23 protein-coding genes, 1 pseudogene and 1 riboswitch are annotated in these 25,946 nt (G+C 68.9%); of the genes and pseudogenes, 8 read left to right on the top strand and 16 right to left on the bottom strand.

The features are described 5' to 3' along the window. Positions 1-325: 325 nt before the first annotated feature. Positions 326-924 (top strand): annotated as a pseudogene (locus ACFZBT_RS19465) (glycerate kinase); the annotation flags it as partial. Here ACFZBT_RS19465 and ACFZBT_RS19460 read toward each other — a convergent pair. The 6 genes from ACFZBT_RS19460 to ACFZBT_RS19435 form a co-directional block, all read right to left on the bottom strand. Next, a complete protein-coding gene (locus ACFZBT_RS19460; RefSeq protein WP_391104938.1) occupies positions 879-2,261 on the bottom strand; it encodes an aminotransferase class V-fold PLP-dependent enzyme in 1,383 nt (460 codons plus the stop codon). The pseudogene ACFZBT_RS19465 and the gene ACFZBT_RS19460 sit on opposite strands and share 46 nt — an antisense overlap. A gap of 133 nt (positions 2,262-2,394) precedes the next feature. Further along, positions 2,395-2,511, bottom strand: a riboswitch (SAM riboswitch). Positions 2,512-2,584: 73 nt separating this feature from the next. After that, positions 2,585-3,649, bottom strand: a complete 1,065-nt coding sequence (gene trpD, locus ACFZBT_RS19455) for an anthranilate phosphoribosyltransferase (RefSeq protein ID WP_391104936.1) — start codon at positions 3,647-3,649, stop codon at positions 2,585-2,587. A gap of 127 nt (positions 3,650-3,776) precedes the next feature. Then, positions 3,777-5,399, bottom strand: a complete 1,623-nt coding sequence (locus tag ACFZBT_RS19450; protein WP_391104934.1) for a cytochrome b N-terminal domain-containing protein — start codon at positions 5,397-5,399, stop codon at positions 3,777-3,779. Beyond that, positions 5,396-6,466 carry a Rieske 2Fe-2S domain-containing protein gene (locus ACFZBT_RS19445; RefSeq protein WP_391104932.1) on the bottom strand — a complete coding sequence of 357 codons (1,071 nt, stop codon included), beginning with the start codon at positions 6,464-6,466 and terminating at the stop codon, positions 5,396-5,398. Before ACFZBT_RS19445 ends, ACFZBT_RS19450 begins: the two co-directional genes overlap by 4 nt. Beyond that, positions 6,463-7,275, bottom strand: coding sequence for a c-type cytochrome (locus ACFZBT_RS19440; RefSeq protein ID WP_391104930.1), 813 nt, complete (start codon positions 7,273-7,275; stop codon positions 6,463-6,465). The genes ACFZBT_RS19445 and ACFZBT_RS19440 overlap by 4 nt, the downstream gene beginning before the upstream one ends. Before the next feature lie 81 nt (positions 7,276-7,356). Then, entirely contained in the window at positions 7,357-7,977 is a 621-nt protein-coding gene (locus tag ACFZBT_RS19435) for a heme-copper oxidase subunit III (RefSeq protein WP_328338040.1), read from the bottom strand. Between the two features lie 145 nt (positions 7,978-8,122). Here ACFZBT_RS19435 and ACFZBT_RS19430 point away from each other — a divergent pair, with 145 nt between their 5' ends. Then, positions 8,123-8,524 (top strand): hypothetical protein, encoded by a 402-nt coding sequence (locus ACFZBT_RS19430; protein ID WP_391104927.1) that lies wholly within the window; start codon positions 8,123-8,125, stop codon positions 8,522-8,524. Between the two features lie 94 nt (positions 8,525-8,618). Here the strand turns inward: ACFZBT_RS19430 and ACFZBT_RS19425 are convergent, their stop codons facing one another. The 4 genes from ACFZBT_RS19425 to coxB all read right to left on the bottom strand — a co-directional run bounded on the left by ACFZBT_RS19425 (position 8,619) and on the right by coxB (position 13,107). Then, positions 8,619-9,881, bottom strand: a complete 1,263-nt coding sequence (locus ACFZBT_RS19425; RefSeq protein ID WP_391104925.1) for an Ig-like domain-containing protein — start codon at positions 9,879-9,881, stop codon at positions 8,619-8,621. A gap of 132 nt (positions 9,882-10,013) precedes the next feature. Next, on the bottom strand, positions 10,014-10,412 hold the full coding sequence (locus tag ACFZBT_RS19420) for a cytochrome c oxidase subunit 4 (protein WP_391104923.1): 399 nt from the start codon (positions 10,410-10,412) through the stop codon (positions 10,014-10,016). After that, positions 10,409-12,145 carry a cytochrome c oxidase subunit I gene (ctaD, locus tag ACFZBT_RS19415; protein WP_391104921.1) on the bottom strand — a complete coding sequence of 579 codons (1,737 nt, stop codon included), beginning with the start codon at positions 12,143-12,145 and terminating at the stop codon, positions 10,409-10,411. Before ctaD ends, ACFZBT_RS19420 begins: the two co-directional genes overlap by 4 nt. After that, positions 12,142-13,107: a cytochrome c oxidase subunit II gene (gene coxB, locus ACFZBT_RS19410; protein WP_391104919.1), complete on the bottom strand. Its 966-nt coding sequence runs from the start codon at positions 13,105-13,107 to the stop codon at positions 12,142-12,144. The genes ctaD and coxB overlap by 4 nt, the downstream gene beginning before the upstream one ends. Positions 13,108-13,371: 264 nt before the next feature. Between coxB and ACFZBT_RS19405 the strand changes: the two genes are divergently transcribed. Beyond that, complete coding sequence (locus ACFZBT_RS19405) at positions 13,372-14,748, top strand: aminotransferase class V-fold PLP-dependent enzyme (RefSeq protein ID WP_391104917.1); 1,377 nt, start codon at positions 13,372-13,374, stop codon at positions 14,746-14,748. A 67-nt stretch (positions 14,749-14,815) separates the two neighbouring features. Here the strand turns inward: ACFZBT_RS19405 and ACFZBT_RS19400 are convergent, their stop codons facing one another. Further along, the gene (locus tag ACFZBT_RS19400; RefSeq protein WP_391104915.1) at positions 14,816-15,790 is read right to left on the bottom strand and encodes a PfkB family carbohydrate kinase; all 975 of its coding nucleotides are present in this window, start codon (positions 15,788-15,790) and stop codon (positions 14,816-14,818) included. A 132-nt stretch (positions 15,791-15,922) separates the two neighbouring features. Between ACFZBT_RS19400 and ACFZBT_RS19395 the strand changes: the two genes are divergently transcribed. Together ACFZBT_RS19395 and ACFZBT_RS19390 are read left to right on the top strand one after the other, a co-directional pair. Then, on the top strand, positions 15,923-16,132 hold the full coding sequence (locus ACFZBT_RS19395) for a hypothetical protein (RefSeq protein WP_193483837.1): 210 nt from the start codon (positions 15,923-15,925) through the stop codon (positions 16,130-16,132). A gap of 145 nt (positions 16,133-16,277) precedes the next feature. Beyond that, on the top strand, positions 16,278-18,239 hold the full coding sequence (locus ACFZBT_RS19390; RefSeq protein WP_391104913.1) for a hypothetical protein: 1,962 nt from the start codon (positions 16,278-16,280) through the stop codon (positions 18,237-18,239). 95 nt (positions 18,240-18,334) lie between these two features. On the opposite strand, the gene ACFZBT_RS19385 is transcribed toward ACFZBT_RS19390, so the two are convergent. Beyond that, positions 18,335-18,691 (bottom strand): iron-sulfur cluster assembly accessory protein, encoded by a 357-nt coding sequence (locus ACFZBT_RS19385; RefSeq protein ID WP_003989692.1) that lies wholly within the window; start codon positions 18,689-18,691, stop codon positions 18,335-18,337. Between the two features lie 282 nt (positions 18,692-18,973). Here ACFZBT_RS19385 and nadA point away from each other — a divergent pair, with 282 nt between their 5' ends. Continuing rightward, positions 18,974-20,158: a quinolinate synthase NadA gene (gene nadA, locus ACFZBT_RS19380; protein ID WP_391104910.1), complete on the top strand. Its 1,185-nt coding sequence runs from the start codon at positions 18,974-18,976 to the stop codon at positions 20,156-20,158. A 316-nt stretch (positions 20,159-20,474) separates the two neighbouring features. On the opposite strand, the gene ACFZBT_RS19375 is transcribed toward nadA, so the two are convergent. Beyond that, entirely contained in the window at positions 20,475-20,771 is a 297-nt protein-coding gene (locus ACFZBT_RS19375; protein ID WP_391104908.1) for a hypothetical protein, read from the bottom strand. Positions 20,772-20,939: 168 nt separating this feature from the next. On the opposite strand from ACFZBT_RS19375, the gene ACFZBT_RS19370 reads away from it, so the two are divergent. Then, the gene (locus ACFZBT_RS19370; RefSeq protein ID WP_391104906.1) at positions 20,940-21,785 is read left to right on the top strand and encodes a Scr1 family TA system antitoxin-like transcriptional regulator; all 846 of its coding nucleotides are present in this window, start codon (positions 20,940-20,942) and stop codon (positions 21,783-21,785) included. Further along, on the top strand, positions 21,764-21,979 hold the full coding sequence (locus ACFZBT_RS19365) for a DUF397 domain-containing protein (RefSeq protein WP_391104904.1): 216 nt from the start codon (positions 21,764-21,766) through the stop codon (positions 21,977-21,979). Before ACFZBT_RS19370 ends, ACFZBT_RS19365 begins: the two co-directional genes overlap by 22 nt. A gap of 73 nt (positions 21,980-22,052) precedes the next feature. On the opposite strand, the gene ACFZBT_RS19360 is transcribed toward ACFZBT_RS19365, so the two are convergent. The 3 genes from ACFZBT_RS19360 to ACFZBT_RS19350 all read right to left on the bottom strand — a co-directional run bounded on the left by ACFZBT_RS19360 (position 22,053) and on the right by ACFZBT_RS19350 (position 25,818). After that, positions 22,053-22,406: a helix-turn-helix domain-containing protein gene (locus ACFZBT_RS19360; RefSeq protein ID WP_391104902.1), complete on the bottom strand. Its 354-nt coding sequence runs from the start codon at positions 22,404-22,406 to the stop codon at positions 22,053-22,055. After that, positions 22,403-22,561 carry a hypothetical protein gene (locus ACFZBT_RS19355; RefSeq protein WP_391104900.1) on the bottom strand — a complete coding sequence of 53 codons (159 nt, stop codon included), beginning with the start codon at positions 22,559-22,561 and terminating at the stop codon, positions 22,403-22,405. The genes ACFZBT_RS19360 and ACFZBT_RS19355 overlap by 4 nt, the downstream gene beginning before the upstream one ends. A gap of 137 nt (positions 22,562-22,698) precedes the next feature. Further along, positions 22,699-25,818 carry an efflux RND transporter permease subunit gene (locus ACFZBT_RS19350; RefSeq protein WP_391104898.1) on the bottom strand — a complete coding sequence of 1,040 codons (3,120 nt, stop codon included), beginning with the start codon at positions 25,816-25,818 and terminating at the stop codon, positions 22,699-22,701. Positions 25,819-25,946: the final 128 nt, after the last annotated feature.

Genomic DNA, 25,946 nt, shown 5'->3' with positions numbered 1-25,946 from the left:
CTCCGCCTTGCAGCTGCACGCACCAGGCCCCGCTCACCGGCGTCGAAGAAGTGCTGCCGATTCCCTGCGCCGTGATCCAAACGACAGGCCCTAGGGCTCGCGGGCGCGACCCGGCTCCGGATGAAGAGTTCTTCATCCGGGGTTCATCATCCGCCGCGGGTGGCGTCCGCAGGATCGGGCACATGGGATTCTCCCGTCGTATGGCCGCCCTCTTCGCGGTCGTGCTGACCCCGCTGGGCATCGCGGCGACCAGCTACGCCCTCGCGGACAGCCCCCAGTCGCCGAAGGTCCCGTCCCAGCAGGTGGAGCTGGACAGCGGCACACCCACCCGTACAACGTGCTGTGCGGCGAGCGGGGCGTCGCCCGGGTCTTCGGCCCGCAGAAGGGCGCGACACCTCCCCAGGTCGAGGAACTGTCGGCCGCACTGGAGAACTGGGCGTCCTCACCCGCGACGTCGCCGTCCCGGACACCGACCTCCGCTCCGGTCCCGGCACGGGAGTCTCCGGCGGTCTGGGAGCCGGTCTCGCCGCCCGGCTCCTCCCCCGCTTCGACGTGCTGCTGGACCATCTCGACCTGGACGCCCGGCTGGCCCGCGCCGACCTGGTCGTCACCGCGGACGGCGTCCTGGACCACCAGACACCGCGCGGCAAGGTCCCGCCCGAGGTGGCCCGCCGGGCCAAGCTCCACGGCCGCCCGGTCCTGGCCCTCGCGGGCACCCTCGGCGAGGGCGCGCACGAGGTGCCGGGCGTGGACGCGTGCAGCGGCATCCCGCCGGCGCCGATGGCCCTGGCGGAGGCCTTGATCCGGGCCTCCGAACTCCTCACGGACGCGACCGAACGCGCCCTGCGGATGATTTTGCTGGGCGCCCGGCTACCGGCTCACGCGGAGGTGTCCGGGACGCAACGGCCGTCCTCCGTACGGTAGTTCCACCGCGCGCCGTCCTGGACCAGTTCCTTGACGGCGTTCACGAACCGCTCGACGTGCTCGTCGGGCGTGCCCGCGCCGAAGCTCACCCGGATGGCGTTGAGGGACTTCTCGCCGGGAGCCGCCTCCGGTGCGCCGCACTCGCCCTGGGTCTGCGGGTCGCTGCCCAGCAGGGTCCGCAGGAGGGGATGGGCGCAGAACAGACCGTCCCGCACCCCGATGCCGTACTCGGCGGAGAGGGCGGCGGCGAAGTGGGAGCTGTTCCAGCCCTCGACGACGAAGGAGATGACACCGACGCGCGGGGCCTCGTCGCCGAAGAGGGAGAGGATCCGCACCTCCGGCACCTCGGCGAGGCCCGTACGCACCTTCTCGATCAGGTACCGCTCACGGGCGACCAGGTTGTCGAACCCGGCCTCGGTGAGCGCCGTGCAGGCGGAGGCGATGGAGTAGGCGCCGATGACGTTCGGGGAGCCGGCCTCGTGGCGGGCGGCACTCTCGTGCCACTCCACGTCGACGCCCCCGTCCGTGCGCCGCGCCACCTTGCGCGAGGCACCGCCGCCCGCGAGGTAGGGGTCGGCGTCCCGCAGCCAGTCGGCCCGGCCGGCCAGGACGCCGGAGCCGAAGGGCGCGTACAGCTTGTGCCCGGAGAAGGCGACCCAGTCGACGTCGAGGTCCGCGACGGACACCGGGTGGTGCGGGGCCAGCTGGGCGGCGTCCAGCACGATCCGGGCGCCGTGGGCGTGCGCGGCGGCGGCGAGTTCCCGTACGGGCCACAGCTCGCCGGTGACGTTCGAGGCGCCGGTGACGCAGACGAGGGCCGGGCCGTAGCCCCCCTCGATCGACACAGTGCGGTCGGCGAGTGCGCGCTCCAGGGTCTCGACGGCCTGGCGGGGGCTGCTCGGGGCGTCGAGGTAGGTGACGTGGGCGTTCCGCCACGGCAGCAGGGAGGCGTGGTGCTCGGTCTCGAAGACGTAGACCTGGCAGCCGTCCGGGAGCGCGGCGGCGAGGAGGTTCAGGGAGTCGGTGGTGGACCGGGTGAACACCACCTGGTCACCGTCCCGGCAGTCCAGGAACTCCGCGACGGTCCGCCGGGCGTTCTCGAAGAGGTCGGTCGACAGCTGGGACAGGTACCCGGCACCGCGGTGGACGCTGCCGTAGTACGGCGCGTAGGCGGCGACATCGTCCCAGACGCGCTGGAGCGCCGGGGCGCTGGCGGCGTAGTCGAGAGCGGCGTAGGTGACCTCGCCCCCGGTCACGAGCGGCACGGTGACATCCCGGCCGAGAACGGGCAGCGAGGCACAGACGGACGGGGCGGCGGCAGCGGTGGAGACGGACATGACGGAACTCCCGTGAAGGCAGGTCGAATCCGCCCGCGAGCACGTACGGCTCAAGCGGGGGTGAAGGAAGAAGGGGGTGCGGAGGCGGGGCTCTGCGGCCCTATCGCATTCGCTGGTTCACGAGAAACTCCTCGTCACGCGCTTGCCACAGACCTCGCTGCCTGCGGCCCGGTCTTCACCCGGGGCACCCCGCCACGGACGGAGGGTTGCCGGACAGTCGGCCGGGGCCTCATGACTGTCACTCATGACCTGATCAGGAAAGTACGTGAAGTGATCGCGGTCCCGCAACTCGTGTCCGCATCGCGGGACCGCGCGCACCTCGGTTACGCGTTGCTGGCCGCCACCCAGCGCTCCAGGGTCCGCTTCGCCGCCCCCGAGTCGATCGACTCCGCCGCCTTCGCCATCCCGGCGCGGATCTGCTCGGCCAGCGGCGCCCCCGTCGGCTCCAGGGCCACCAGCGCGGCCGCCGAGTTCAGCAGGACCGCGTCGCGGACGGGCCCGGTCTCGCCCTCCAGCAGACGGCGGGCGACCTCGGCGTTGTAGGAGGCGTCGGCGCCGCGCAGGGCCTCCACGGGGACCAGTTCGAGGCCCACGTCGCGCGGGTCGAAGGGCTCCTCGGTGACCTTGCCGTCCCGGACGGTCCACACCCGGGACGTGGCCGTGGTGGTCAGCTCGTCCAGACCGTCGTCGCCCCGGAAGACCAGGGAGGAGTTGCCGCGCTCGGCGAAGACGCCCGCGACGATCGGTGCCATGCGCGGGTCCGCCACACCGACGGCCTGGGAACGCACCCGGGCCGGGTTGGTCAGCGGGCCGAGCGCGTTGAACACCGTACGGATGCCCAGCTGGCCGCGGGCCGCGCCCGCGTGACGCAGCGCCGGGTGAAACTTCACCGCGAAGCAGAAGGTGATCCCGGCCTCCTCGGCGACCTCCGCGACCCGGTGCAGGGGCAGCTCCAGATTGACGCCGAGCTTCTCCAGCACGTCGGAGGCCCCGGACGCGGAGGACGCGGCCCGGTTGCCGTGCTTGACGACCTTCGCGCCCGTGCCGGCGACGACGATCGAGGACATCGTGGAGATGTTGACCGTCTTGGCGCCGTCACCGCCCGTGCCGACGATGTCGACCGTCGCCCCGGGCACCTCGATCACGTTCGCGTGCGCGTACATCGTCCGGACCAGGCCGTTGATCTCCTCGACGGTCTCGCCCTTGGCCCGCAGGGCCACCACGAAGCCCGCGATCTGCGCCTCGGTCGCCTCGCCGCGCATGACCCGGTCCATCGCCCAGGCGGTGTCGTCCGCGCTCAGGTGCCTGCCGTCCAGCAGGCCGTTCAGCAGGGCGGGCCAGGAGCGGCCCGCCGCGGTGTCGCCTCCAGCGGGGGTCACAGCGCTCATCAGCCGCTCCTGGGTCGTCGTACGTCACGTAAAAGCCGTGGTCCCCACCCTATCCAGCCCCGGGCACCGCGAAGGGCCCCGTCCGAACACCGGACGAGGCCCTTTGCGTGGCGTGGCGAAGCAGCGATCAGTGGTGGCCGTGGCCGCTCGTGATCTCCCGGTACTCCTCGGCGGTGGGCTTGGGGATCTGGGCGCCCTCGCCGTAGTAGGACTCGCTGAGCTTGGCGCGCAGCTTCTCGGAGCCCTTCACCTTGCGCTCGACGCCGTTCTCGTCGGTCGTCGGACCGATCTCGGCCGGCTGGTACTGCTCGTGCGCGGTGAGCGTGTACATCTGCTCCTGGCTGAGCGGCTCGTGCACCTCGATGAACTCACCGTGCGGCAGGCGCTTGATGATGCCCGACTCGCGGCCGTGCAGCACCTTCTCCTTGTCCCGGCGCTGCAGGCCGAGGCAGATGCGCTTGGTGACGATGAACGCGAGGACCGGTCCGACGAAGAACCCGATCCGGACGAACCAGGTGACCGCGTTGATCGACAGATGGAAGTGCGTGGCGACGATGTCGTTGCCACCGCCGATCAGCATGATGATGTAGCCGGTGACCCAGGCGACACCCACACCGGTACGGGTCGGGGCGTTGCGCGGCCGGTCCAGGATGTGGTGCTCGCGCTTGTCCCCGGTGACCCACGACTCGATGAACGGGTAGAGGGCGATGATCCCGAGGAAGAGGCCGAAGAGCACCAGCGGGATGAACACGCCCAGGACCAGTGTGTGGCCCCAGAAGTTGACCTCCCAGCCCGGCATCGCGCGGATCAGGCCCTCGGCGAAGCCCATGTACCAGTCGGGCTGGGCACCGGTCGACACCTGGTCGGGACGGTAGGGGCCCAGGACCCAGATCGGGTTGATCGTCGCGATGCCGGCGAGGGCCGAGATGACACCGAAGACCAGGAAGAAGAAGCCTCCGGCCTTGGCCATGTAGACCGGCAGCAGCGGCATGCCGACGACGTTCTTGTTGGTCCGTCCGGGACCCGCGAACTGGGTGTGCTTGTGGTAGAAGACCAGGATCAGGTGGCCGACCACGAGCCCGAGCATGATGCCCGGCAGCAGCAGGATGTGGATCGAGTAGAACCGGGCGACGAAGTCGGTGCCCGGGAACTCCCCGCCGAACAGGAACATCGAGATGTACGTGCCCACGATCGGCACGGACAGGATCGCGCCCTGCGTGAAGCGGACACCGGTGCCGGAGAGCAGGTCGTCCGGGAGCGAGTAGCCGGTGAAACCGGTGAACATGCCCAGGACGAACAGCAGGAAGCCGAACATCCAGTTGATCTCGCGCGGCTTGCGGAACGCGCCGGTGAAGAAGACGCGCATCATGTGCACGAACATGCCGGCGAGGAAGATGATCGCCGCCCAGTGGTGGATCTGCCGGATGAGCAGACCGCCGCGGACGTCGAAGCTGATGTCCAGCGTGGAGGCGAACGCCTCCGACATCAGCTGCCCCTGGAGCGGGACGTAACTGCCGTGGTACTCCACCTCGTTCATCGACGGGTGGAAGAACAGCGTCAGGTACACACCCGTGAGGATGATGATGATGAAGCTGTAGAGGCAGATCTCGCCCAGCATGAAGGACCAGTGGTCCGGGAAGATCTTGCGCATGTTGGCCTTGGCCAGGGAGTAGATCCCGAGGCGGCCGTCGGCCCAGTCGGCGACCCGCTCACCCGCGGGCGCCTTGCGTCGTTCTTGTGCAGTGCTCATCCGCGCTCCCAGAATGCAGGGCCGACGGGCTCGTCGAAGTCGCCGAGCGCCTCAAGATAGCCCTCGTCGTTCACGCCGATGCGGAGCTGCGGCAGGGCGTGACCGGCGGGACCGAAGATCACTCGGGCACCGTCGGAGAGGTCGAAGGTGGACTGGTGGCACGGGCAGAGCACGTGGTGCGTCTGCTGCTCGTACAGGGAGATCGGGCAACCGACGTGGGTGCAGATCTTCGAGTACGCGACGATGCCCTCGTGCGACCACTCGAGCTCGCGCTTGTCCTTGATGTTCTCCGGCTGGATCCGGACGATCATCAGGGCGGCCTTGGCGATCTCGTTCTGGAACGAGTGGTCGTGCTCCTCCAGGCCCTCGGGCTTGGCGAAGGTCAGCGAACCGACCGCGACGTCGGACGGACGCAGCGGCTCGTTCGTGTTCATGTTGACGAGCAGCTTGCCCTTGGACCACAGCGTGTGGCGGAGCTTGGTGCCGGGCAGCGGGCCGAGGTCGCGCAGCAGCACGACACCGGAGAGCGGCACCAGCGTGAGCGCGCCGAGCATGGTGTTGCGGATCAGCTTGCGGCGGCCGAGCGCGGACTCCTTGGCGCCCTGCTTGAAGTCCGCGAAGACCTTCTCGCGGACCTCGGGCGTCGCCGCGATCGCGTGCCGCTCGTCGGCGACCTCCACGTCGGACATCAGGGTGCGCGCCCAGTGGACGGCGCCCGCGCCGATGCAGAACAGCGCGATGCCGAGCGTCATGCCCAGCGCGAAGTTCAGGGCGCTGATGTGACCCAGCGGGAAGATGAAGACCGACTTGTCGACCGGGATCGCCACGAACGAGGCGATGAAGGCGACGGTGGCCAGCATCGACACCGTGAACAGCAGAGCGACCGAACGCTCGGACCGCTTGGCGGCCCGCTCGTCGATGTCCTGGATCCGGTGCTCGTGGGGAGGAAGGCCCGGGTCGGCGAACGGGTGCTTGTCGTCCGGGACGCTCACCGCGTCGTGCCCGTGCTGGTCACGTCCCGCGTGCTCGGCGGGCAGGTTCTCTTCTGGAATGTCTTGGCTACTCATGACTTCTTGGCCTTTGCGGTCCGGGCGGCGACCCACACGGCGACGGCGATCAGTCCGCCGAGACCGAAGATCCAGCCGAACAGGCCCTCGCTGACCGGCCCGAGGCCGCCGAGCTCGAGGCCGCCGGGGCTCTCGGTCTTGTCGCTGTTGACCGCGTCGAGGTAAGCGATGATGTCCTTCTTGTTCTCCTCCGACAGCGTGGTGTCGGGGAAGGACGGCATGTTCTGCGGGCCGGTCTGCATGGCCTCGTACAGGTGCTTCGCGGAGACGCCCTCGAGGGTCGGCGCGTACTTGCCGTGCGTCAGCGCGCCGCCCTTGCCGGTGAAGTTGTGGCACTGCGCGCAGTTGGTGCGGAACAGCTCACCGCCCTCGGCGATGTCGGCGCCCTCGGGGCCGTACTGCTCCTCCGTCGGGATGGACGGACCGGCGCCCAGCGAGGCGATGTACGCCGCGAGCTGGTCGATCTCGGCCTGCGAGTAGATGTTCTTCTTCGCCGGGACCTGCGGGCCCTGCGAGGTGGCGGCCGGCATCCGGCCGGTGCCCACCTGGAAGTCGACGGCCGCGGCGCCCACACCCACCAGGCTCGGCCCGTCGGAGGTGCCCTGACCGCCGGTGCCGTGGCAACTGGCGCAGCCGACGGCGTAGAGCTTCTTGCCCTCCTCGATGGTGAGGGACTGGGCGGTTTCGTCGGCCTTCGCCGGGCTCGTCGGTGCGAACACGGCATACAGCCCCCCGGTGCATGCCAGCGCGAGGAGTAGGACGACGAGCGCCGCCAGCGGGTGGCGTCGTCGTGCGGAGAGCTTTTTCACGGATTACCCCGGTGTCAGGATCTTCTGCGTCGATGCTTCTGGGATGCGCGCTTCATGGAGCACGCGTGGATGCGGGCCGCGTTACTTGATCATGTAGATCGTGGCAAAGAGGCCGATCCAGACGACATCGACGAAGTGCCAGTAGTAGGACACGACGATCGCGGCGGTCGCCTGCTCGTGGGTGAACCTGCTGGCCGCGTAGGTCCGGCCGAGGACCAGCAGGAAGGCGATGAGGCCGCCCGTCACGTGCAGGCCGTGGAAGCCGGTGGTCAGGTAGAACACCGAGCCGTAGGGGTCGGAGGACAGGGACAGGCCCGCCTCCTTGACCAGCTCCGTGTACTCGAGGACCTGACCGCCGATGAAGATCGCACCCATCACGAAGGTGACGATGAACCACATCCGGAGCTTCTTCACATCACCGCGCTCGGCGGCGAAGACGCCGAGCTGGCAGGTCAGGGAAGAGAGCACCAGGATGGTGGTGTTCGCCGCCGAGAACGGGAAGTTGAGATGGCCGGCCATCTCCTTCCAGTGATCGGGACCCGTCACCGATCGCAGGGTGAAGTACATCGCGAAGAGGGCCGCGAAGAACATCAGCTCGGAACTCAACCAGATGATGGTTCCGACGCTGGTGAGGTTCGGCCGGTTGACCGACGGGTGCGCGTGCCCGGTTTCTGCTGTCGTTGCTGTCGCCACGACCGACATTATGTCGGTCGCTTATCCCGCCCTCACTCCGGGGGGTGCCGTTCGGAGTGTCTTCGCCTGTCGTACCGGTGTTGACGTGGTGTTCAAGGGAGTAGCATCCCGCCCATCGGGCCTGTCCTTACGACGCTGACGTCACGGAGGAACAATGCAGCCGACCGCCACGGTGCTGGTCTACAGCGACGACTCCAACACCCGCGAGCAGGTGCGGCTCGCCACGGGACGGCGGCCGGCGCCGGACGTCCCTGTGGTGGAGTTCCTGGAGTGTGCGACTCCGGACGCGGTGCTCAGGGAGCTGGACCGGGGTGGGATCGATGTCTGTGTGCTGGACGGGGAGGCCGTGCCGATGGGGGGCATGGGGGTCTGCCGGCAGATCAAGGACGAGGTGTTCGACTGCCCGCCGGTGCTGTTGCTGATCGGGCGGCCGCAGGATGCGTGGCTGGCGACGTGGAGTCGTGCGGAGTCTGCTGTGACGTTGCCGGTGGAGCCGGTGGAGTTCGCTGCGGCCCTGGCTGCTCTGCTGCGGGAGAAGAATGCCTTGAACGCCTAGGGGCTCGGTTCGACCGGTTGTGCGGCGGGTGCGGGTGGGTTGTGGCTTGTCGCGCAGTTCCCCGCGTCCCTGAGGGACGAGCCCCTGAGGGCGTCTAGACGCTCTGAGGACGTAGACGGGCCCTGTCGGCCGCTGCCGGGCCGTCCGGGGTGCCGCCCAGGAGGGCGCTGCCGGTGCGCCACTTCTGCCAGTCGAGGTTCCAGTCGCCGTAGCCGTTGCCGAAGGGGGTCATGGTGTCGCCGCCGGAGTTGATGACCTTGACGATGTCGCCCTCGCGGACGGTGTCGTAGAACCAGGCGGCGTTCTCGGTGCTCATGCCGGTGCAGCCGTGGCTGACGTTGGCGGCTCCCTGGGAGCCGACCGACCAGGGGGCGGCGTGGACGTACTCGCCGCTGTTGGTGACCCGGACCGAGTGGTGGACGATCAGGTCGTAGAAGTCCGAGGCGCCGATGCTGGCGCTGGTCATGCGGACGGTGCCTTCCTTGGCCAGGACGACCTTGACGCCGTTGCGGGTGTCGTAGCCGGGCATACCCGTGGTCACGGGTATCTGGCGGATGATCTCGTCGTTCTTGTAGACCGTCATCTGGTGGGCCGAGGCGTCCGTGACGGCTATGAGCTTGTCGGCGGTGGTGAGGGTCAGCGGCTTGGCCTTGCCGCCGCCCCACAGCCGGTCGCCGATCTTGATGCCCTCCAGGTTGCTGCGGACCTGGATGGTGGCCTGTGCGGGCCAGTAGTCCTTCGGGCGGTAGTGGAGCTTCTTGTCGTCCACCCAGTGCCAGGCGCCGTCCACCGCGGGTATGGAGGTGACCTTGAGCGCGCGTTCGACGACGGCCCGCTGGGCCCTGTCCTTGACGGGCCGGCTCAGTTCGGCGGTGACGGGCTGGCCGACGCCGTAGGTGCCCTTCCTGGGGCCGAAAGCGACGTCCAGGCGCTTCTTGGTGGTGGGCTTGCCGGTGTCGAAGGTGAGGACCTTGCGGCCGGGCGCCCCGTCCTCGTCCTCGGTGCTCACCCGGACCGTGTACCCGGCGTTGGCGGCGAGCGGCGCGGTGCTGTGCCAGCGGCTGCCGTCGGCGGCGAGTTCGCCCGCGAGGTAGCGTCCGGTGGCGTCGTAGGCCGTGACGTCCGTGATCCGCCCGTCGGAGTCCTCGGCGACCACTTCCAGGGGCTTGTCCGGGTCGGCCTTCTCGCGGCCTCCCACGGGGCCGTTGAAGGAGATCTGGTCCGCCGCGTCGTAGGGACGGTGGGCGAGGGGGTTGCCGTCGGAGCCGCAGGCGGTGATGACGCCCGCGCTGAGGGCTATCACCAGCAGCGTGCAACTGACGACGGTGCGGGGCCGGGTTATCGCTGTGTGGCTCATGACCTCACGCTAGGAAGGCCCGTCAACAGCGGCACGCCGAGAGACTCGTACGAGTGACATGTATTGCGGCAACGGGCAGGGGCCCGGACGCTCCTCTCGGAGTGTCCGGGCCCCTGTGGCGCTCTGCGCGTGTTACTGGGTGCGGTTCTCACCGCGGTAGTACTCGAAGACCCAGCCCCAGATGCCGACCAGGATGATCGGCAGCGAGAAGTACATCAGCCACCAGCCGATGGCGACCGACAGGAAGGCGAGGGCGCCTCCGATCGCCAGGGAGAGCGGCTGCCAGCTGTGCGGGCTGAAGAACCCGACCTCGCCGGCGTCGTCCGCGACGTCCGCCTCCTTGTTGTCCTGTGCGCCGACGTCGACCCGCTTGGCCGTGAAGCCGAGGTAGAAGCCGATCATGATGCACAGGCCGAAGGCCAGGAAGAGGGCCGTGGTACCGGCCGGCTCCTTCGACCAGTAGCCGTAGACGACCGCCATGACGAGCACGAAGACGCTCAGCCACATGAACATCTTGCCCTGGATCTTCACTTGCCGGCCTCCTTGCCGCCGGCGAGGGCCTTGTCACCGTGGCCCACGTTCTCGAGCTGGTCGAGAGCGGCGATCTCCGGGTGGTGCAGGTCGAACGCCGGGGATTCGCTGCGGATCCGCGGCATGGTGATGAAGTTGTGCCGCGGCGGCGGGCAGGACGTCGCCCACTCCAGCGAGCGGCCGTAGCCCCACGGGTCGTCGACCTCGACGGGCTTGCCGTACTTGGCGGTCTTCCACACGTTGTAGAAGAACGGCAGGATCGACATGCCGAGCAGGAACGAGCTGATCGTCGAGATCGTGTTCAGCGCGGTGAAGCCGTCGGCCGCCAGGTAGTCGGCGTAACGACGCGGCATGCCCTCGGCACCCAGCCAGTGCTGGACCAGGAACGTGCCGTGGAAGCCGATGAACAGCGTCCAGAAGGTGATCTTGCCGAGGCGCTCGTCCAGCATCTTGCCGGTCCACTTCGGCCACCAGAAGTGGAAGCCGGAGAACATCGCGAAGACCACGGTGCCGAAGACGACGTAGTGGAAGTGGGCCACCACGAAATACGAGTCGGAGACGTGGAAGTCCATCGGCGGCGAGGCCAGGATGACACCGGTCAGACCACCGAAGGTGAAGGTGATCAGGAAGCCGGTCGCCCAGAGCATCGGTGTCTCGAAGGACAACGAGCCCTTCCACATGGTGCCGATCCAGTTGAAGAACTTCACACCGGTCGGTACCGCGATCAGGAAGGTCATGAAGGAGAAGAACGGCAGCAGCACACCGCCGGTGACGTACATGTGGTGGGCCCACACCGTCACGGACAGACCCGCGATCGCGATGGTCGCGCCGATCAGACCCGTGTAACCGAACATCGGCTTACGGGAGAAGACCGGGATGACCTCGGAGATGATACCGAAGAACGGCAACGCGATGATGTACACCTCTGGATGGCCGAAGAACCAGAAGAGGTGCTGCCACAGCAAGGCGCCGCCGTTGGCGGAGTCGAAGATGTGGGCGCCGAACTTGCGGTCCGCCTCCAGGGCGAACAGGGCCGCGGCCAGGACCGGGAAGGCGAGCAGGACCAGCACACCGGTCAGCAGCACGTTCCAGGTGAAGATCGGCATGCGGAACATCGTCATGCCCGGGGCGCGCATGCAGATGATCGTGGTGATGAAGTTGACCGAGCCGAGGATCGTGCCGAAGCCGGAGAAGGCCAGACCCATGATCCACATGTCGGCGCCGATGCCCGGGCTGCGGACCGCGTCCGAGAGCGGGCTGTAGGCGAACCAGCCGAAGTCGGCCGCGCCCTGCGGAGTGAGGAAGCCGCCGACCGCGATGAGCGAGCCGAACAGGTACAGCCAGTAGGCGAACATGTTCAGCCGCGGGAACGCCACGTCCGGCGCGCCGATCTGCAGCGGCATGATCCAGTTCGCGAAGCCGGCGAACAGCGGCGTCGCGAACATCAGCAGCATGATCGTGCCGTGCATCGTGAACGCCTGGTTGAACTGCTCGTTCGACATGATCTGCAGACCCGGCCGGGCCAGCTCGGCGCGCATGAACAGCGCCATCACGCCACCGATGACGAAGAACGCGAACGACGTCGCCAGATACAGCGTGCCGATCGTCTTGTGGTCCGTCGTCGTCAGCCACTTGACCACGACACTGCCGCGGTTCTGGCGCCTGACCGGCAGCTCGTCCGCGTAATGGGACCCTGCTGCCGCGGCACCCTGGGGTTCGTTGAGGATGCTCACAGGTTGTTCGTCTCCCGGTTCTTCTCGTGGCTCGTCTGCGCGATGCCGGCAGGAACGTAACCGTTCTGCTGCTTGTCCACGAGGTCCTTGAGGTGCTGCTCGTAGCGCTCGGGGGAGACGACCTTCACGTTGAACAGCATCCGAGAGTGGTCGACGCCGCAGAGCTCGGCGCACTTGCCCAGGAAGGTGCCCTCCTTGTTGGGGGTCACCTCGAAGGCGTTGGTGTGGCCCGGGATGACGTCCTGCTTCATCAGGAACGGCACCACCCAGAAGGAGTGGATGACGTCACGCGAGGTCAGCACGAAGCGGACCGTCTTGCCCTTGGGCAGCCAGAGCGTCGGACCGGGGTTGTTGGTCTGCGGGTTCCGCGTACCGGGGGTACCGCAGTCGTAGGCGCCGCCGGCGTTGGCCGGGAAGTCCTCCTTGAACCGGTCCGGGATCGCGTCCAGGTCCTTGGAGGTCTTGGCGTCACCCGTGGAACCCGCGACGGGCTCGATGTAGTTGAAGCACCAGCTCCACTGGAAGCCGACCACGTTGACCGTGACGTCGGGCTTCTTCTTGAGGCTGAGCAGCTCGGACTCGTCACGGGCGGTGAAGTAGAACAGCACCGAGACGATGATGAGCGGAACCACGGTGTACAGCGCCTCGATGGGCATGTTGTACCGGGTCTGTGGGGGAACTTCGACCTTGGTGCGGCTGCGCCGGTGGAAGAAAGCACTCCACAGGATCAGACCCCACACCAGCACGCCGACGGCGAGCGCAGCCGCCCAGGACCCCTGCCACAGGGAGAGGATCCGCGGAGCCTCTTCCGTGGTCGGGGTGGGCATACCAAGGCGGGGGAAGTCTTCCCAGTTGTACGAGCAACCGGTGGCTGTCGCCAGGACCAGGCCCGCGGTCATGCCTTGCAGCAGCTTCCGCCGCATCGGGCGCCGCGGCGAGCGGTCGGAGCCGTTGGGACTCACGTAGCGCCTTCCCGAGAGTCTCGCCCGCGCGGATCGGCTGCGGCCTGGCCTTCTCGCTGGTCGGTCGCCGCCCTGCGTCGGGCAGGGGTTTGGATGTTTATGCGGACCAAACCCTAGCCGACGCCCTCCGGGGGTTCTCTAGGAGGGGTGCCTACTCACCCGAGGGGTTCGCTGAATTGGCGGCTGCGGGTGGTTTGTGGTTCTTCGCGCAGTTCCCCGCGCCCCTGAGGGACGTCTGCGTGCTGGGCGTTCTAGCGTTGCTGTGTGGCCTACTTCGATGCTGCTTCCGCTGCTCCGCTTCATTCTGTTGCCCGGCAGGCTCTGCTGGCCTCCCTCGATGAGGGGTGGGCGGATCCCGCGCGGTTGTACAGGGAAGGGCGGCGGGCCCGGATGCTGTTGGACGCCGCTCGGGAGGCCGCCGCCGAGGCGGTGGGGTGCCGGGTGGACGAGCTGGTGTTCACCTCGTCCGGGACGCGTGCCGTCCATACGGGGATCGCGGGGGCGTTGGCCGGGCGGCGGCGGGTCGGGCGCCACCTGATCGTGTCGGCGGTCGAACATTCTTCGGTGCTCCATTCGGCCGAGGCGCATGAGGCGGACGGGGGGTCCGTCACCCAGGTGACGGTCGACCGGGGTGGGGCGGTGAGTCCGGAGGCGTATCGGGACGCCCTGCGGGCGGACACGGCTCTGGCCTGTCTGCAGTCCGCCAATCACGAGGTGGGGACCGAGCAGCCCGTCGCCGAGGTGGCCGAGGTGTGCCGGGCGGCCGGGGTGCCGTTGCTGGTGGACGCCGCGCAGTCGCTGGGGTGGGGGCGAGTGGAGGGCGACTGGTCGTTGCTCGCCGCCAGTGCGCACAAGTGGGGCGGGCCGTCGGGAGTCGGGCTGCTCGTCGTACGGAAGGGTGTGCGGTTCTCGGCGCAAGGGCCGGTGGACGAGCGAGAGTCGGGGCGGGCGGCCGGTTTCGAGAACATCCCGGCGATCGTGGCCGCGGCGGCTTCGCTGCGGGCCGTACGGGCGGAGGCGGCCGGGGAGGCCGCGCGGCTGCGGGAGCTGACGGAACGGATCCGGGCCCGGGTGCCTGAGCTGGTGCCCGACGTGGAGGTGGTGGGGGATCCGGTGCGCCGGCTGCCGGGGGTCGTCACCTTCTCCTGCCTCTACGTCGACGGAGAGGCGCTGCTGCACGAGCTGGACCGGGAGGGTTTCTCCGTCTCGTCAGGATCGTCCTGTACGAGCAGCACGCTGACACCGAGCCATGTGCTGCGGGCGATGGGCGTGCTGAGCGAGGGGAATGTGCGGGTTTCGCTGCCGCTGGGGGTGGCGGAGGAGGATGTGGAGCGGTTCCTCGCCGTGCTGCCCCGGGCTGTGGCGGCCGTGCGGGAGAAGCTGGGGGCGCCCTCTGAGACGGTTGTGCGGGAGGCCGACGTGCTTGTCGTGGACTCTTTGGGCAAGAGGTGCCCGATTCCGGTCATCGAGCTGGCCAAGGTCATCGGCGATGTGCCGGTGGGCGGCCTGGTGCGGGTCCTGTCGGACGACGAGGCGGCCCGCTTGGACATCCCGGCGTGGTGCGAGATGAGGAACCAGGAGTACGTGGGCGAGGAGCCGGCGGACCGAGGCACGGCGTACACGGTCCGCCGGGTGAGCTGAAGGCCCTGTATTCAGGGGCGCGGGGAACTGCGCGACCAGCCCCCACGCACCCGCACTCGGCAAACGGTCAGGCCAGATGCCCCTGAACCTCGGTCGCCGCCTCATCCCCGTACGCCTTGGTGAACCGCTCCATGAAGTGCCCCCGCCGCAGCTGATACTCCTGCGTCCCCACCGTCTCGATGACGAGAGTCGCCAGCATGCAGCCGACCTGCGCGGCCCGCTCCAGGGAGACACCCCACGCGAGGCCCGACATGAAGCCCGCGCGGAACGCGTCGCCGACGCCCGTGGGGTCGGCCTTGCGCTCCTCGTCCGGAGTGCCGACCTCGATCGGGTCCTCGCCGACCCGCTCGATACGGACGCCGCGCGCGCCGAGGGTGGTCACACGGTGGCCCACCCGGGAGAGGATCTCCGCGTCGCTCCAGCCGGTCTTGGTCTCGATGAGGCCCTTCTCGTACTCGTTGGAGAAGAGGTACGTCGCCCCGTCCAGCAGGATGCGGATCTCCTCGCCGTCCATCCGGGCGATCTGCTGGGAGAAGTCGGCGGCGAACGGGATGGACCGGGAGCGGCACTCCTCGGTGTGGCGGAGCATCGCCTCGGGGTCGTCCGCTCCGATGGAGACCAGGTCGAGTCCGCCGACCCGGTCGGCGACGGTCTTCAGCTCGATGAGGCGGGCCTCGCTCATGGCGCCCGTGTAGAAGGAGCCGATCTGGTTGTGGTCGGCGTCGGTCGTGCACACGAAGCGGGCGGTGTGCAGCGTGTCGGAGATGCGGACGGACTCGGTGTCGACGCCGTGCCGGTCGAGCCAGGCGCGGTACTCGTCGAAGTCCGCGCCCGCGGCGCCGACCAGGATCGGCCGGGTGCCGAGCTGTCCCATGCCGAACGCGATGTTCGCGGCGACGCCGCCGCGGCGGACGTCGAGCTTGTCGACCAGGAACGACAGCGAGACCGTGTGCAGCTGGTCCGCTACGAACTGGTCGGCGAAGCGACCGGGGAAGGTCATGAGGTGGTCGGTGGCGATGGAGCCGGTGACTGCGATGCGCACGGCGTGGATTCTCCTGAGGGAGGCGGGCCTTGACACTTCACGCTATCGGGTGGACGGGGCAGCTCTGAAGGCAGCGAAACTACCCGATAGTAGATCTTTCTCCACGAGCTCGAGCGTGCCTACGGTGCCGCTATGACGAACCTCAAGGTCCAGACACCCGTTCCGGTCGACCTCGAAGGCGATCTGGCCTCGTTGCCGGGTGACGGGGCGCGGATGGCTCCCCACTGGGCGGCTCCCGACCGGATCGCCTCCCGGCCCGTCTCCCCGGCCCTGATCCACGGCGTGACCGTACCCCCGGCGTCGGCCCGGCTGCTCGACGCCATGTCGGACTACGGGGACTGAACGGGCCCCCGCGGGAACCGTGTGCTCCCCCGCTGCGTCCCATCGCTGTCCCCCGTAAAGGGGAGGCGGGATACGACCCACCAGCGCCCCATATGTGACCGGTCCGGGTCCCATGGGACGGCTGTGCAGCCGAAGGAGCGATGCGGTGAACACCGAGCGACCCGACAACGACGACGACGCCAGGGAAGCGGGCGGCGCCGGAGCCGCCGCCGACCCTGCCCGGGGCATCGGGGGCGTCTCCGACGGTGAACGGGGTTCGGCGGACGCGCGCGACGAGACGGAGGCGAGTTCGGCGTCCGCCGAGGACGTGGCCTCGACGGACGCCCGGGACGGGGCGGAGGCCACCGAGTCCGCCGAGTCCGGTGAGGCCGGCGGGGGCGGCGGGGGCGCCGAGACGGAGCAGGCCCCGGAGGCTGAGGCCGCCCCGGCCCCTGAGGCCTCTGACGTTCCTGAGGCCCCTGACGCCTCCGAGGACGCGTCCGACTCCACCGACGCCTCTGACGTCCGGGGGGACGCGAAGCCGACGGCATCCGCACCGGAACCCGAGGTCGGCACCGAGAGCACCGGCGTCGACGAAGCCGGCTCGGCCCCGGACCGGGCAGGCGCGGCAGCCGACGAGGTGCCGGACGGTGACCTGCCCCGCGACGTGGAGAACCTGGTCCACCCGGGCGGCGGGCGCCCCCGGACGCCCGCGATCATCGCCTCCGTCGCCGCCGCCGTGCTGCTGATCGGCGGGGGCGGGGCCTGGCTCGCCACCAACGTGGCCGACGGGTCGGGCGGGCAGACGTCCGGCGCGCCCGGCGGGGACGACACTCCCCCGCCGCTCGCGCTCGACGGATACTCGGAACCGACCTCCGGCGAGGGCAACGGCATCGCGCCCGGTGAGCCCAACCCCTACGGCGCCACCTACAAGCTCGGCGGCACGCTGCCGGACGGCCCCGAGGAAGCCCCGGTGTACCGGGCGCGGGGCGAGGTCACCGAGGAGGACGTGGCCCGGCTGGCCAAGGCCCTCGGGGTCGAGGGGACGCCGGTGGCACAGGGCGAGGCCTGGAAGGTCGGGGCCGGTCAGGACGGTTCGGGGCCGAGCCTCCAGGTGAACAAGCAGGCGCCGGGGGCCTGGACGTTCAACCGCTACGCCCCGGGCACCGACAACTGCAAGGGCACCGACACCTGCACGGCTCCGCAGTCCGGCGGCACCCCGGTGAGCGAGGCGGAGGCCGAGAAGGCCGCCGCGCCCGTGCTGAAGGCGCTGGGTCAGGACGACGCGAAGATCGACGCGAGCCAGGTCATGGGCGCCCAGCGGGTGGTGAACGCCGCACCCGAGGTCGGCGGACTGCCGACGCACGGCTGGAACACCGGGGTCACGGTCGGCTCCGAAGGCGTGGTCGTCGGCGGCAGCGGTCAGCTGAGGGCGCCGGCGAAGGGGGACACGTACCCCGTGGTCAGCGCCAAGAAGGCGCTGGAACTGATGGAGGAGCGGCCGACGGGCGACCACCGGATGGGCATCGGCGGCTGCGCGAGCGCCGTGCCGCTGAAGGACCGGCTGGAGGAGCCCTGCGGATCGTCGGCGAGCGGCTCTCCGGAGCAGAAGCAGCAGGACTCGGTCACGGTCGAGAACGCGGTGTTCGGGCTGGCCTCGCACTTCGTGGACGGCCGACAGGCGCTGGTGCCGTCCTGGCTGTTCGAGGTGACGGCGCCGGGTGTGAAGGACCCGTTCACGGTGACGTACCCGGCGGTCGACCCGAAGTATCTGACCTCTGCCCAGCCGAGCGGGCCGAGCGACAAGCCGACGTCGGCGCCCGAGCAGCGCGACGTGGAGGTGGACGGCTACCGGGCCGAGGGTGACGAGCTGACCGTGACCTTCACGGGCGGTGTGTGTGCCGACTACGACGTGAAGGCGAGCGAGAAGGGCGACGAGGTGACGGTCGAGGTGACCTCGACCTCCTGGCCGGACAAGGTCTGCATCATGATCGCGAAGCAGTTCCAGGAGACCGTGCGCCTGGACGAGCCGCTGGGTGACCGTGCGGTCGTGGACTCGGACGGCAAGGGCGTCCCGCTGGCCAGTGAGGGCGCGCGGCTGCCGGCTCCCCCCACGCGGGAGCGGTAGTACCCGGGCGGATAGCGAGCACGAAGGCGGCGGCCCCGTCGGAGGGGGCCGCCGCCTTCGTCATGTCCGCTGCCGCCCGTGGCGGCCCGGCAGGCTCAGCTGAAGGAGTCGCCGCAGGCGCAGGAGCCGGTCGCGTTCGGGTTGTCGATCGTGAAGCCCTGCTTCTCGATCGTGTCCACGAAGTCGATCGTGGCACCGCCCAGGTACGGGGCGCTCATGCGGTCGGTGACGACCTTCACACCGCCGAAGTCCTTCTCGACGTCGCCGTCGAGGGAACGCTCGTCGAAGAAGAGCTGGTAGCGCAGGCCGGAGCAGCCGCCGGGCTGGACGGCGACGCGAAGCGCGAGGTCGTCGCGGCCTTCCTGGTCGAGCAGGGTCTTGACCTTGTCCGCGGCGGCGTCGGTCAGGATGATGCCGTCGCTGACGGTGGTGGTCTCGTCCGATACGGACATCTACATCTCTCCCGGGTTGTACGGAGACTGCTTGCCGACAGTGGCAACCGGCGGGGCCGCGGATTCATTCCGGGCCGGGCGCTCGTTTTACGGCTCCGTTTCATGCTCGCACACGTGCCGGGAACCGGAAAACGGCTCTTTCCGGGTCTTCCCGGGAATGAACGGCGACTCACCGGGATTCACGTCACACAGACGCTATGGCCATCGTCAAAGTGACGTGAAGCGGTTATGATAGATAGCGTCAAATCGACGAAAAGTCGCGGAAGAGAAAGGGTGCGTGTCGTGACCACCGCCCAGCCCCAGGAGCTCGACGTTCAGCCGACGCCCCTCGCCCTGCTGCTCCTCGGCCGTGAGGCCGACCCGAAGAGCGAGCGCGGCGTGGAGTGCCCAGGCGATCTGCCCTCGCCGTCCGACCCGGACCTGGTGGAGCGCGCCCGCAAGGCGAAGGAGAAGCTCGGGGACAAGGTCTTCGTGCTCGGCCACCACTACCAGCGCGACGAGGTCATCCAGTTCGCCGACGTGACGGGTGACTCGTTCAAGCTGGCCCGGGACGCGGCCGCCCGCCCGGAGGCCGAGTACATCGTCTTCTGCGGCGTGCACTTCATGGCCGAGTCCGCGGACATCCTGACGTCCGACGACCAGAAGGTCGTCCTGCCCGACCTCGCCGCCGGCTGCTCGATGGCCGACATGGCGACGGCCGAGCAGGTCGCCGAGTGCTGGGACGTGCTGACCGAGGCCGGCATAGCCGAGCAGGTCGTGCCCGTCTCGTACATGAACTCGTCCGCCGACATCAAGGCGTTCACGGGCAAGCACGGCGGCACGATCTGCACCTCCTCGAACGCGAAACGGGCCCTGGACTGGGCCTTCGAGCAGGGCGAGAAGGTGCTCTTCCTCCCCGACCAGCACCTCGGCCGCAACACCGCCGTGCGGGACATGGGCATGTCCCTGGAGGACTGCGTCCTCTACAACCCGCACAAGCCGAACGGCGGCCTGACGACCGAGGAACTGCGCGCCGCGAAGATGATCCTGTGGCGTGGCCACTGCTCGGTGCACGGCCGCTTCAGCCTCGACTCGGTGAACGACGTCCGCGAGCGCATCCCGGGCGTGAACGTCCTGGTCCACCCCGAGTGCCGGCACGAGGTCGTGGCCGCGGCGGACTACGTCGGCTCGACGGAGTACATCATCAAGGCCCTGGAGGCCGCCCCGGCCGGCTCCAAGTGGGCCATCGGCACGGAGCTGAACCTGGTCCGCCGCCTGGCGAACCGTTTCGCATCCGAGGACAAGGAGATCGTCTTCCTCGACAAGACGGTCTGCTTCTGCTCGACCATGAACCGCATCGACCTCCCTCACCTGGTCTGGGCCCTGGAGTCCCTGGCCGAGGGCAACCTCGTCAACCGCATCGAGGTGGACAAGGAGACGGAGGCGTTCGCGAAGCTGGCGCTGGAGCGGATGCTGGCGCTGCCGTAACCCGTGGCCCGTAGCGGGGTATGAAGGGGGGGCGTCGGCTGTGGTCGGCGTCCCCCTTCTCCACGCGGGCCTTCTCCACGCAGGCCGCAGGCCCACGCCACCGCTCGCATAATGCTGGATCTCGGCGGTTGCGCGAGCCCGCCGACGTTGCACACCAGCGATGGGCGCATTGCCGAGGCACACTTCCTCATCGGCCCGGAGGCACGCGACGTACCCCGGCAGGAACCTCTCAGCCTCCGCTACCAGCAGTCCGGCACCCATCTGCGCAAAGCCCGCTTCCGCCCGCCGCCCCCGCAGTTCTGACCACCCACCCGGCTCATTCGCCCGACAGCCGCGCTCCCCTGCTCTCCGCGATTCGCAGCGCGTCCGTGAGCGCCTCGGCGAGTCGTTCACCCGTGAACCTCAACTCTCTGCCGCCGACAGCAGGTTCGCCGAGGAGTGACCTGGCCGCGGTGAGGACGTACGCGGCCGATTCGAGCAGCTCGGCCTCCAACTCATCGGCCAAGCGGGAGAGACGGCTGCCGTCGTCGTCCGTGCTGAGGTAACACGGACGTCCGTCCGGAGTGGTCCAGGGCAGCAACCTCAGGGGCGCACCCGTTCCGTCGCGCATCATCTACCACCGCTCCTTTCGGGCCGTTCCGCTGACAGGCGTGAACACCGGTGATTACCGTGTGTGCCTCAATCGTCGCGCTGTGGCATGTGTTCTCGACAGGAGCGCGGCGTCCCGGGACCGAGATCGGGACATCCACAGCGACCTCAACGTCAGCCGAGAGGCCAGACCATGACGTTCAAGCCACAGACCCTCACCCCGTACCTCTCCGCCCGTCACTACTTCGGCGCCGAGCAGCGCCGTCACCGCGAGGCCGCAGGGCTGTCCCTCGTACAGCTGGCGAGCATCGTGAACTCCAGCAAGAGCACCCTCGCCCGCATCGAGACCGCCGAGTTGATGCCTCCCCCGGACCTTCCCGACCGGCTGGACGCGGCGTTCGGCACGGACAAGCACTTTCACGGGCTGTACGAGCTGGCCAAGCGGGAGGCGCATCCGGATCAGTACCGGCGGTTCATGGACTTCGAGGCGCAGGCCGAGGTCGTCGAGAACTACGTGGCGCAGGCCATGCCAGGGCTGTTGCAGACCCAGGAGTACGCCCGCGCGATGCTCAGCTGCCAGGAGGACCTGCCCAGGGAGCAGATCGAGGAGCGCGTCAACGCCCGCCTGTCCCGGCAGGCTCGGCTGACGTCGGAGCAAGCGCCCCTGCGTTGGGCGATCATCGAAGAGTCTGTCCTCCGACGCAGGGTCGGCAGCAAAGAGTGCTGGTACAACCAACTGGCCTTGCTACTCGAACAGGTGGATACTCCCGACAGCAAGGTCCAGGTTCTGCCTTTCAACGCGGGTCCCCATTCACTGATGGGCGGCGCCCTGACCCTGCTGACCCTTCCCAAGGGTTCCGTCATGGCCTACGAAGAGGGCATCCAGGTCGGTCACCTCTACGAGGACCGGGAGTCGGTGAAGAAGTGGCGGCGGCAGTACGAGGTGCTGCGCGCCAACGCCCTCCCACCCGCGGCCTCGGCGGAGCTGATCCGAGACGCGATGGAGGACTACAAGCCATGCAGCACACCCCCGAGCTGAACTCTGCCCGGTGGCGCCGGAGCAGCTACAGCAACACCAACGGGGGCGATTGCGTCGAGATCACCGAGGACTTCCCCGGCGTCGTCCCCGTCCGCGACAGCAAGAACCCCCACGGCCCCACACTCGTCGTCCCGGCCACCGCCTGGGACGCGTTCGTCACGTGCCTCAAGGGCGGAGAGGCCCTTCCCCGCTGAGGCCTGACGGCTCCACGATCGAGACGACGGTTCCGCCCACCCCCATGCTTGGGGGTGGGCGGAGCCTCGCCGATCATGCCGTGAGGAGATCTGTGTAGTCGACAAACGTCGTGCTGACCTCGCCGATGTCGGCCACCAGACGCAAATGCCCGCCCAGGGCCGCGATGTAGGCGGCAATGGATTCGACCTGCATGCGGTCGATGTCACCGTTCTCCATGTGCGACACGCGAACCTGCGAGACGCCCATCTTCTCCGCCACCTCGGCCTGGGTCAGACCTCGCTGTCGGCGGAGTTCGGCCAGATGGTGTCCCAAGGTGGCCGCTTCCCGCGCTGTGCGTGCCGCAGCGATGCGTTCATCGGCGTCGATCCCCGGATCCGCGGAGCGCCTGGCGTCCAGTGAGGTCTCCCACCGGTAGTGCTTGCTCATTCGATCTCCTCACTCGGGGTCTCGAGATATCGGCCCAGCGTCGGTCCATGATCCGCAAGCAACTCGACGGCGTCACGGACCAAGGACGCGCTGGTGTCGTCGAGCCCGAGGAACCAATCATGGACCTCGGGAGTAAGGATGATCTCCCAGCTCATGCTCGGAACGTATAACGCACAGGTTATCAACAGACCCGGGTCACCGCCTCATCACACGAACGGATGGTCCCTGACGCACGGCGAGGGGCGCCCCGTGAGCATGAGCCACGGGGCGCCCCTCGTCGTGTGTACTGCTGTCAGACCTGCGCCGGCTCCGGCTCCTCCGCCGTCTCCGTGCGCGGGGCCGGGAGGCCCTTCTTCGCCGCGCGCTTCTTCGCCCGGCGCTCCTTGCGGAGTTCGAGCATCGCGTACAGCGTCGGGACCAGGAGGAGGGTGAGCAGGGTCGATGTCACCAGGCCGCCGATCACGACCACGGCCAGTGGCTGGGCGATGAAGCCGCCTTCGCCGGTGATGCCGAGGGCCATCGGGAGCAGGGCGAAGATCGTCGCCAGGGCGGTCATGAGGATCGGGCGCAGTCGGTGGCGGCCGCCCTCGATGACGGCCTCGACGACGCCGTAGCCCTGCTTGCGGTACTGGTTGATCAGGTCGATCAGCACGATCGCGTTCGTCACCACGATGCCGATCAGCATCAGCATGCCGATCATCGCGGGGACACCCATCGGGGTGCCGGTCGCCACCAGGAGGCCGATGGCGCCGGTGGCCGCGAACGGGATGGAGACGAGCAGGATCAGCGGCTGGACCAGGGACTTGAAGGTGCCGACCAGCAGCATGAAGACGATCGCGATGGCGGCCAGCATCGCCAGGCCCAGGTTGAGGAACGCCTCGTCCTGGTCCTCGGAGACGCCGCCGATGGACGCCGTGGCGCCGTCGGGGAGCTTCAGCGCGCTGATCTCGGACTGGAGCTTGGTGCTCACCGCGCCGGTGTTGTCGCCGGTCGGCTTCGCGGAGATGGTGGCGGCTCGCTGGCCGTCGATCCGGGTCATGGAGACCGGGCCGTCGACCTGCTTCACCGTGGCGATGTCGCCGAGCTTCACCGCGCCCAAGTTCAGGTCCTGAAGCTGCTTCAGGGTCTGCGCGGGCTTCGCCGAGCGGATGACGACGTCGCGCTCGCTGTCGTCGAGGGTCGCCTTGGCCGCGTTGGTGCCGCGGATGGCCTGCGCGACGGCAGCGCCCAGCGTCTGGTCGTTGAAGCCGGCCGCGGCCGCCTTGTCGTTGGCCTTCACCGAGATGCGCGGCACGCTCTGGGCCAGGTCGCTGGTGACGTCCGTGACGTCGTCGAGCTCGGCGACCGTCTTGCGGACCTGCTCGGACGCCGTACGCAGGACATCGGCGTCGGCGGCCTTCACCACGACGCTGAGATCCTGGGCGCCGAAGCCGTCACCGGCGGCGATGGTGGTCGTGCCGATGCCCTTGAGGCCTGCCAGGCCCTTCTCGATGTCGTCCTGGACGTCCTCGAACGGCACGGAGTCGTCCAGCATCACCTGGTACGAGGCCTGGTTGGTGTCCGTGCCGCCGCCGAAGGCGGCCATGAAGCCGGACGAACCGATGGTGACCTGGTAGTCCTTCACGCCCTTGGTGTCGGCGAGCAGCTGCTCGACCTTCTTCGCCTGGGCGTTCGTAGCCTCCAGGCTGGTGCCGGGCTTCAGCTCCTGCTTGACGCTGAGGACTTCCTGCTCGCCCTGGTCGAAGAAGTTCGTCTTCAGCAGCGGTGCCATGCCGAACGTGCCGACGAGGACGACGATCGCGAGGGCCACGCTGGTGAGGCGGCGGCGGGTCGCGAAGCGCAGGACCGGGACGTAGATGCGCTGGAGGCGGCTCTTGGCTTCCTTCTCCTCCGCGAGGCGGCGTGCCTCGTCCGCGTCCTCCGGGGTGCCCTTCGGCGGGCGCAGGAACCAGTACGACAGGACCGGTACGACCGTCAGGGAGACGAGGAGCGAGGCCAGCAGGGCGGCCGTGACCGTCAGGCTGAACGAGCCGAACAGCTCGCCCACCATGCCGCCGACGAGGCCGATCGGCAGGAAGACCGCGACCGTGGTGAGGGTCGAGGACGTCACCGCGCCCGCGACCTCACGGACGGCCTGGAGGATCGCCGAGTGGCGCTCCTCGCCGTAGCCGAGGTGCCGCTTGATGTTCTCCAGGACCACGATCGAGTCGTCGACGACCCGGCCGATGGCGATCGTCAGCGCGCCCAGCGTCAGGACGTTCAGCGACAGGTCGCGCGTCCACAGGACGATCAGGGCGAGGACGACCGACAGCGGGATCGAGACCGCCGTGACGAGGGTGGAGCGGATCGAGGCCAGGAAGACCAGGATCACCAGGACCGCGAAGAGCAGACCGAGCCCGCCCTCGGTGGTCAGGCCCTTGATGGACTTGGACACCGCCGGGCCCTGGTCGCTGACGACCGTGAGGTCGGCGCCGGAGCCGAGGTCCTTGCGGAGGTCGGGGAGCTTGTCCTGGACGGCCTCGGAGATCGCGACCGCGCTGCCGTCGCGGTCCATGGTGACGGCGACGGAGAGGCTGGGCTTGCCGTCCGTGCGGGTGATGGAGTCGGCCGGGGCCTCCTGCTGCTTCACCGTGGCGACGTCGCCGAGGCGCACCGGCTTCCCCTTGCCGGGCTCGCCCGTGACCATCAGGTCCTGGATCTGCTTCAGCGAGGTGAAGCCGCCACCGACCTGGACCGTGCGGTTGGCGCCGTCCTCGTCGAAGGAGCCGGCCGGGACGGTCGCGCCGCCCGCCTGGAGCGCCTGCATGAGGGACTGCGGGGTGAGGCCCGCCTTCGCGAGTTTCGCGTTGTCGGGGGTGACGGCGACCTGGAGGTCGCGCACACCGTCCACGGTGACCTGGCCGACGCCGTCGATGCTCTTGAGGTCCGGTACGACGGTCCTGTCGAGCTGGTCGGCCAGGGCCTGGTGGTCCCGCTCCGAGCTGACGGCGAGGACGACGGTCGGCATGTCGTCCGTGGAACCGGCGACGATCTGCGGGTCGACGTCGTCCGGGAGCTGGACGCGGGCCCGGTTGACGGCCTGCTGGACGTCGGCGACGAGCTGCTTGGTGTCGTTGCCGTAGTCGAAGGACGCCATGATCACGGCGTTGCCCTCGCTGGCGGTGGAGGTGACGCCGCTGATGCCGTCGACGGATTCGAGGTTGTCCTCGATGGGTTCGACGACCTGCTTCTCGACCACGTCCGGGGACGCGCCCTGGTACGGCGCCAGCACGGACACCATGGGCAGTTCGATGGTGGGCAGCAGCTGCTGCTTGAGCTGGGGTATCGCGATCGCCCCGAAGACGAGCGCGATGATCGACATCAGCCCTATCAGGGCCCGTTGCGCGAGGCTGAATTTCGACAGCCAGGACATGGGTGAGGGTCTCTCTTCTGTTAGCGGCAGAAGCGGCAGCGAGCGCGCAGATGAGCACCCGCCCTAACACCCTGAGCCATCGGGGACCCTGGATTCGTAGGCCCCAGGTCCATTTCCTTATGCCGCGC

It is taken from the genome of Streptomyces sp. NPDC008137 (assembly GCF_042957035.1).
Taxonomy (GTDB): Bacteria; Actinomycetota; Actinomycetes; order Streptomycetales; family Streptomycetaceae; genus Streptomyces.
The sequence above is the reverse complement of the archived record's forward strand: the minus strand, read 5'-3'. Positions and strand labels throughout refer to the sequence as shown.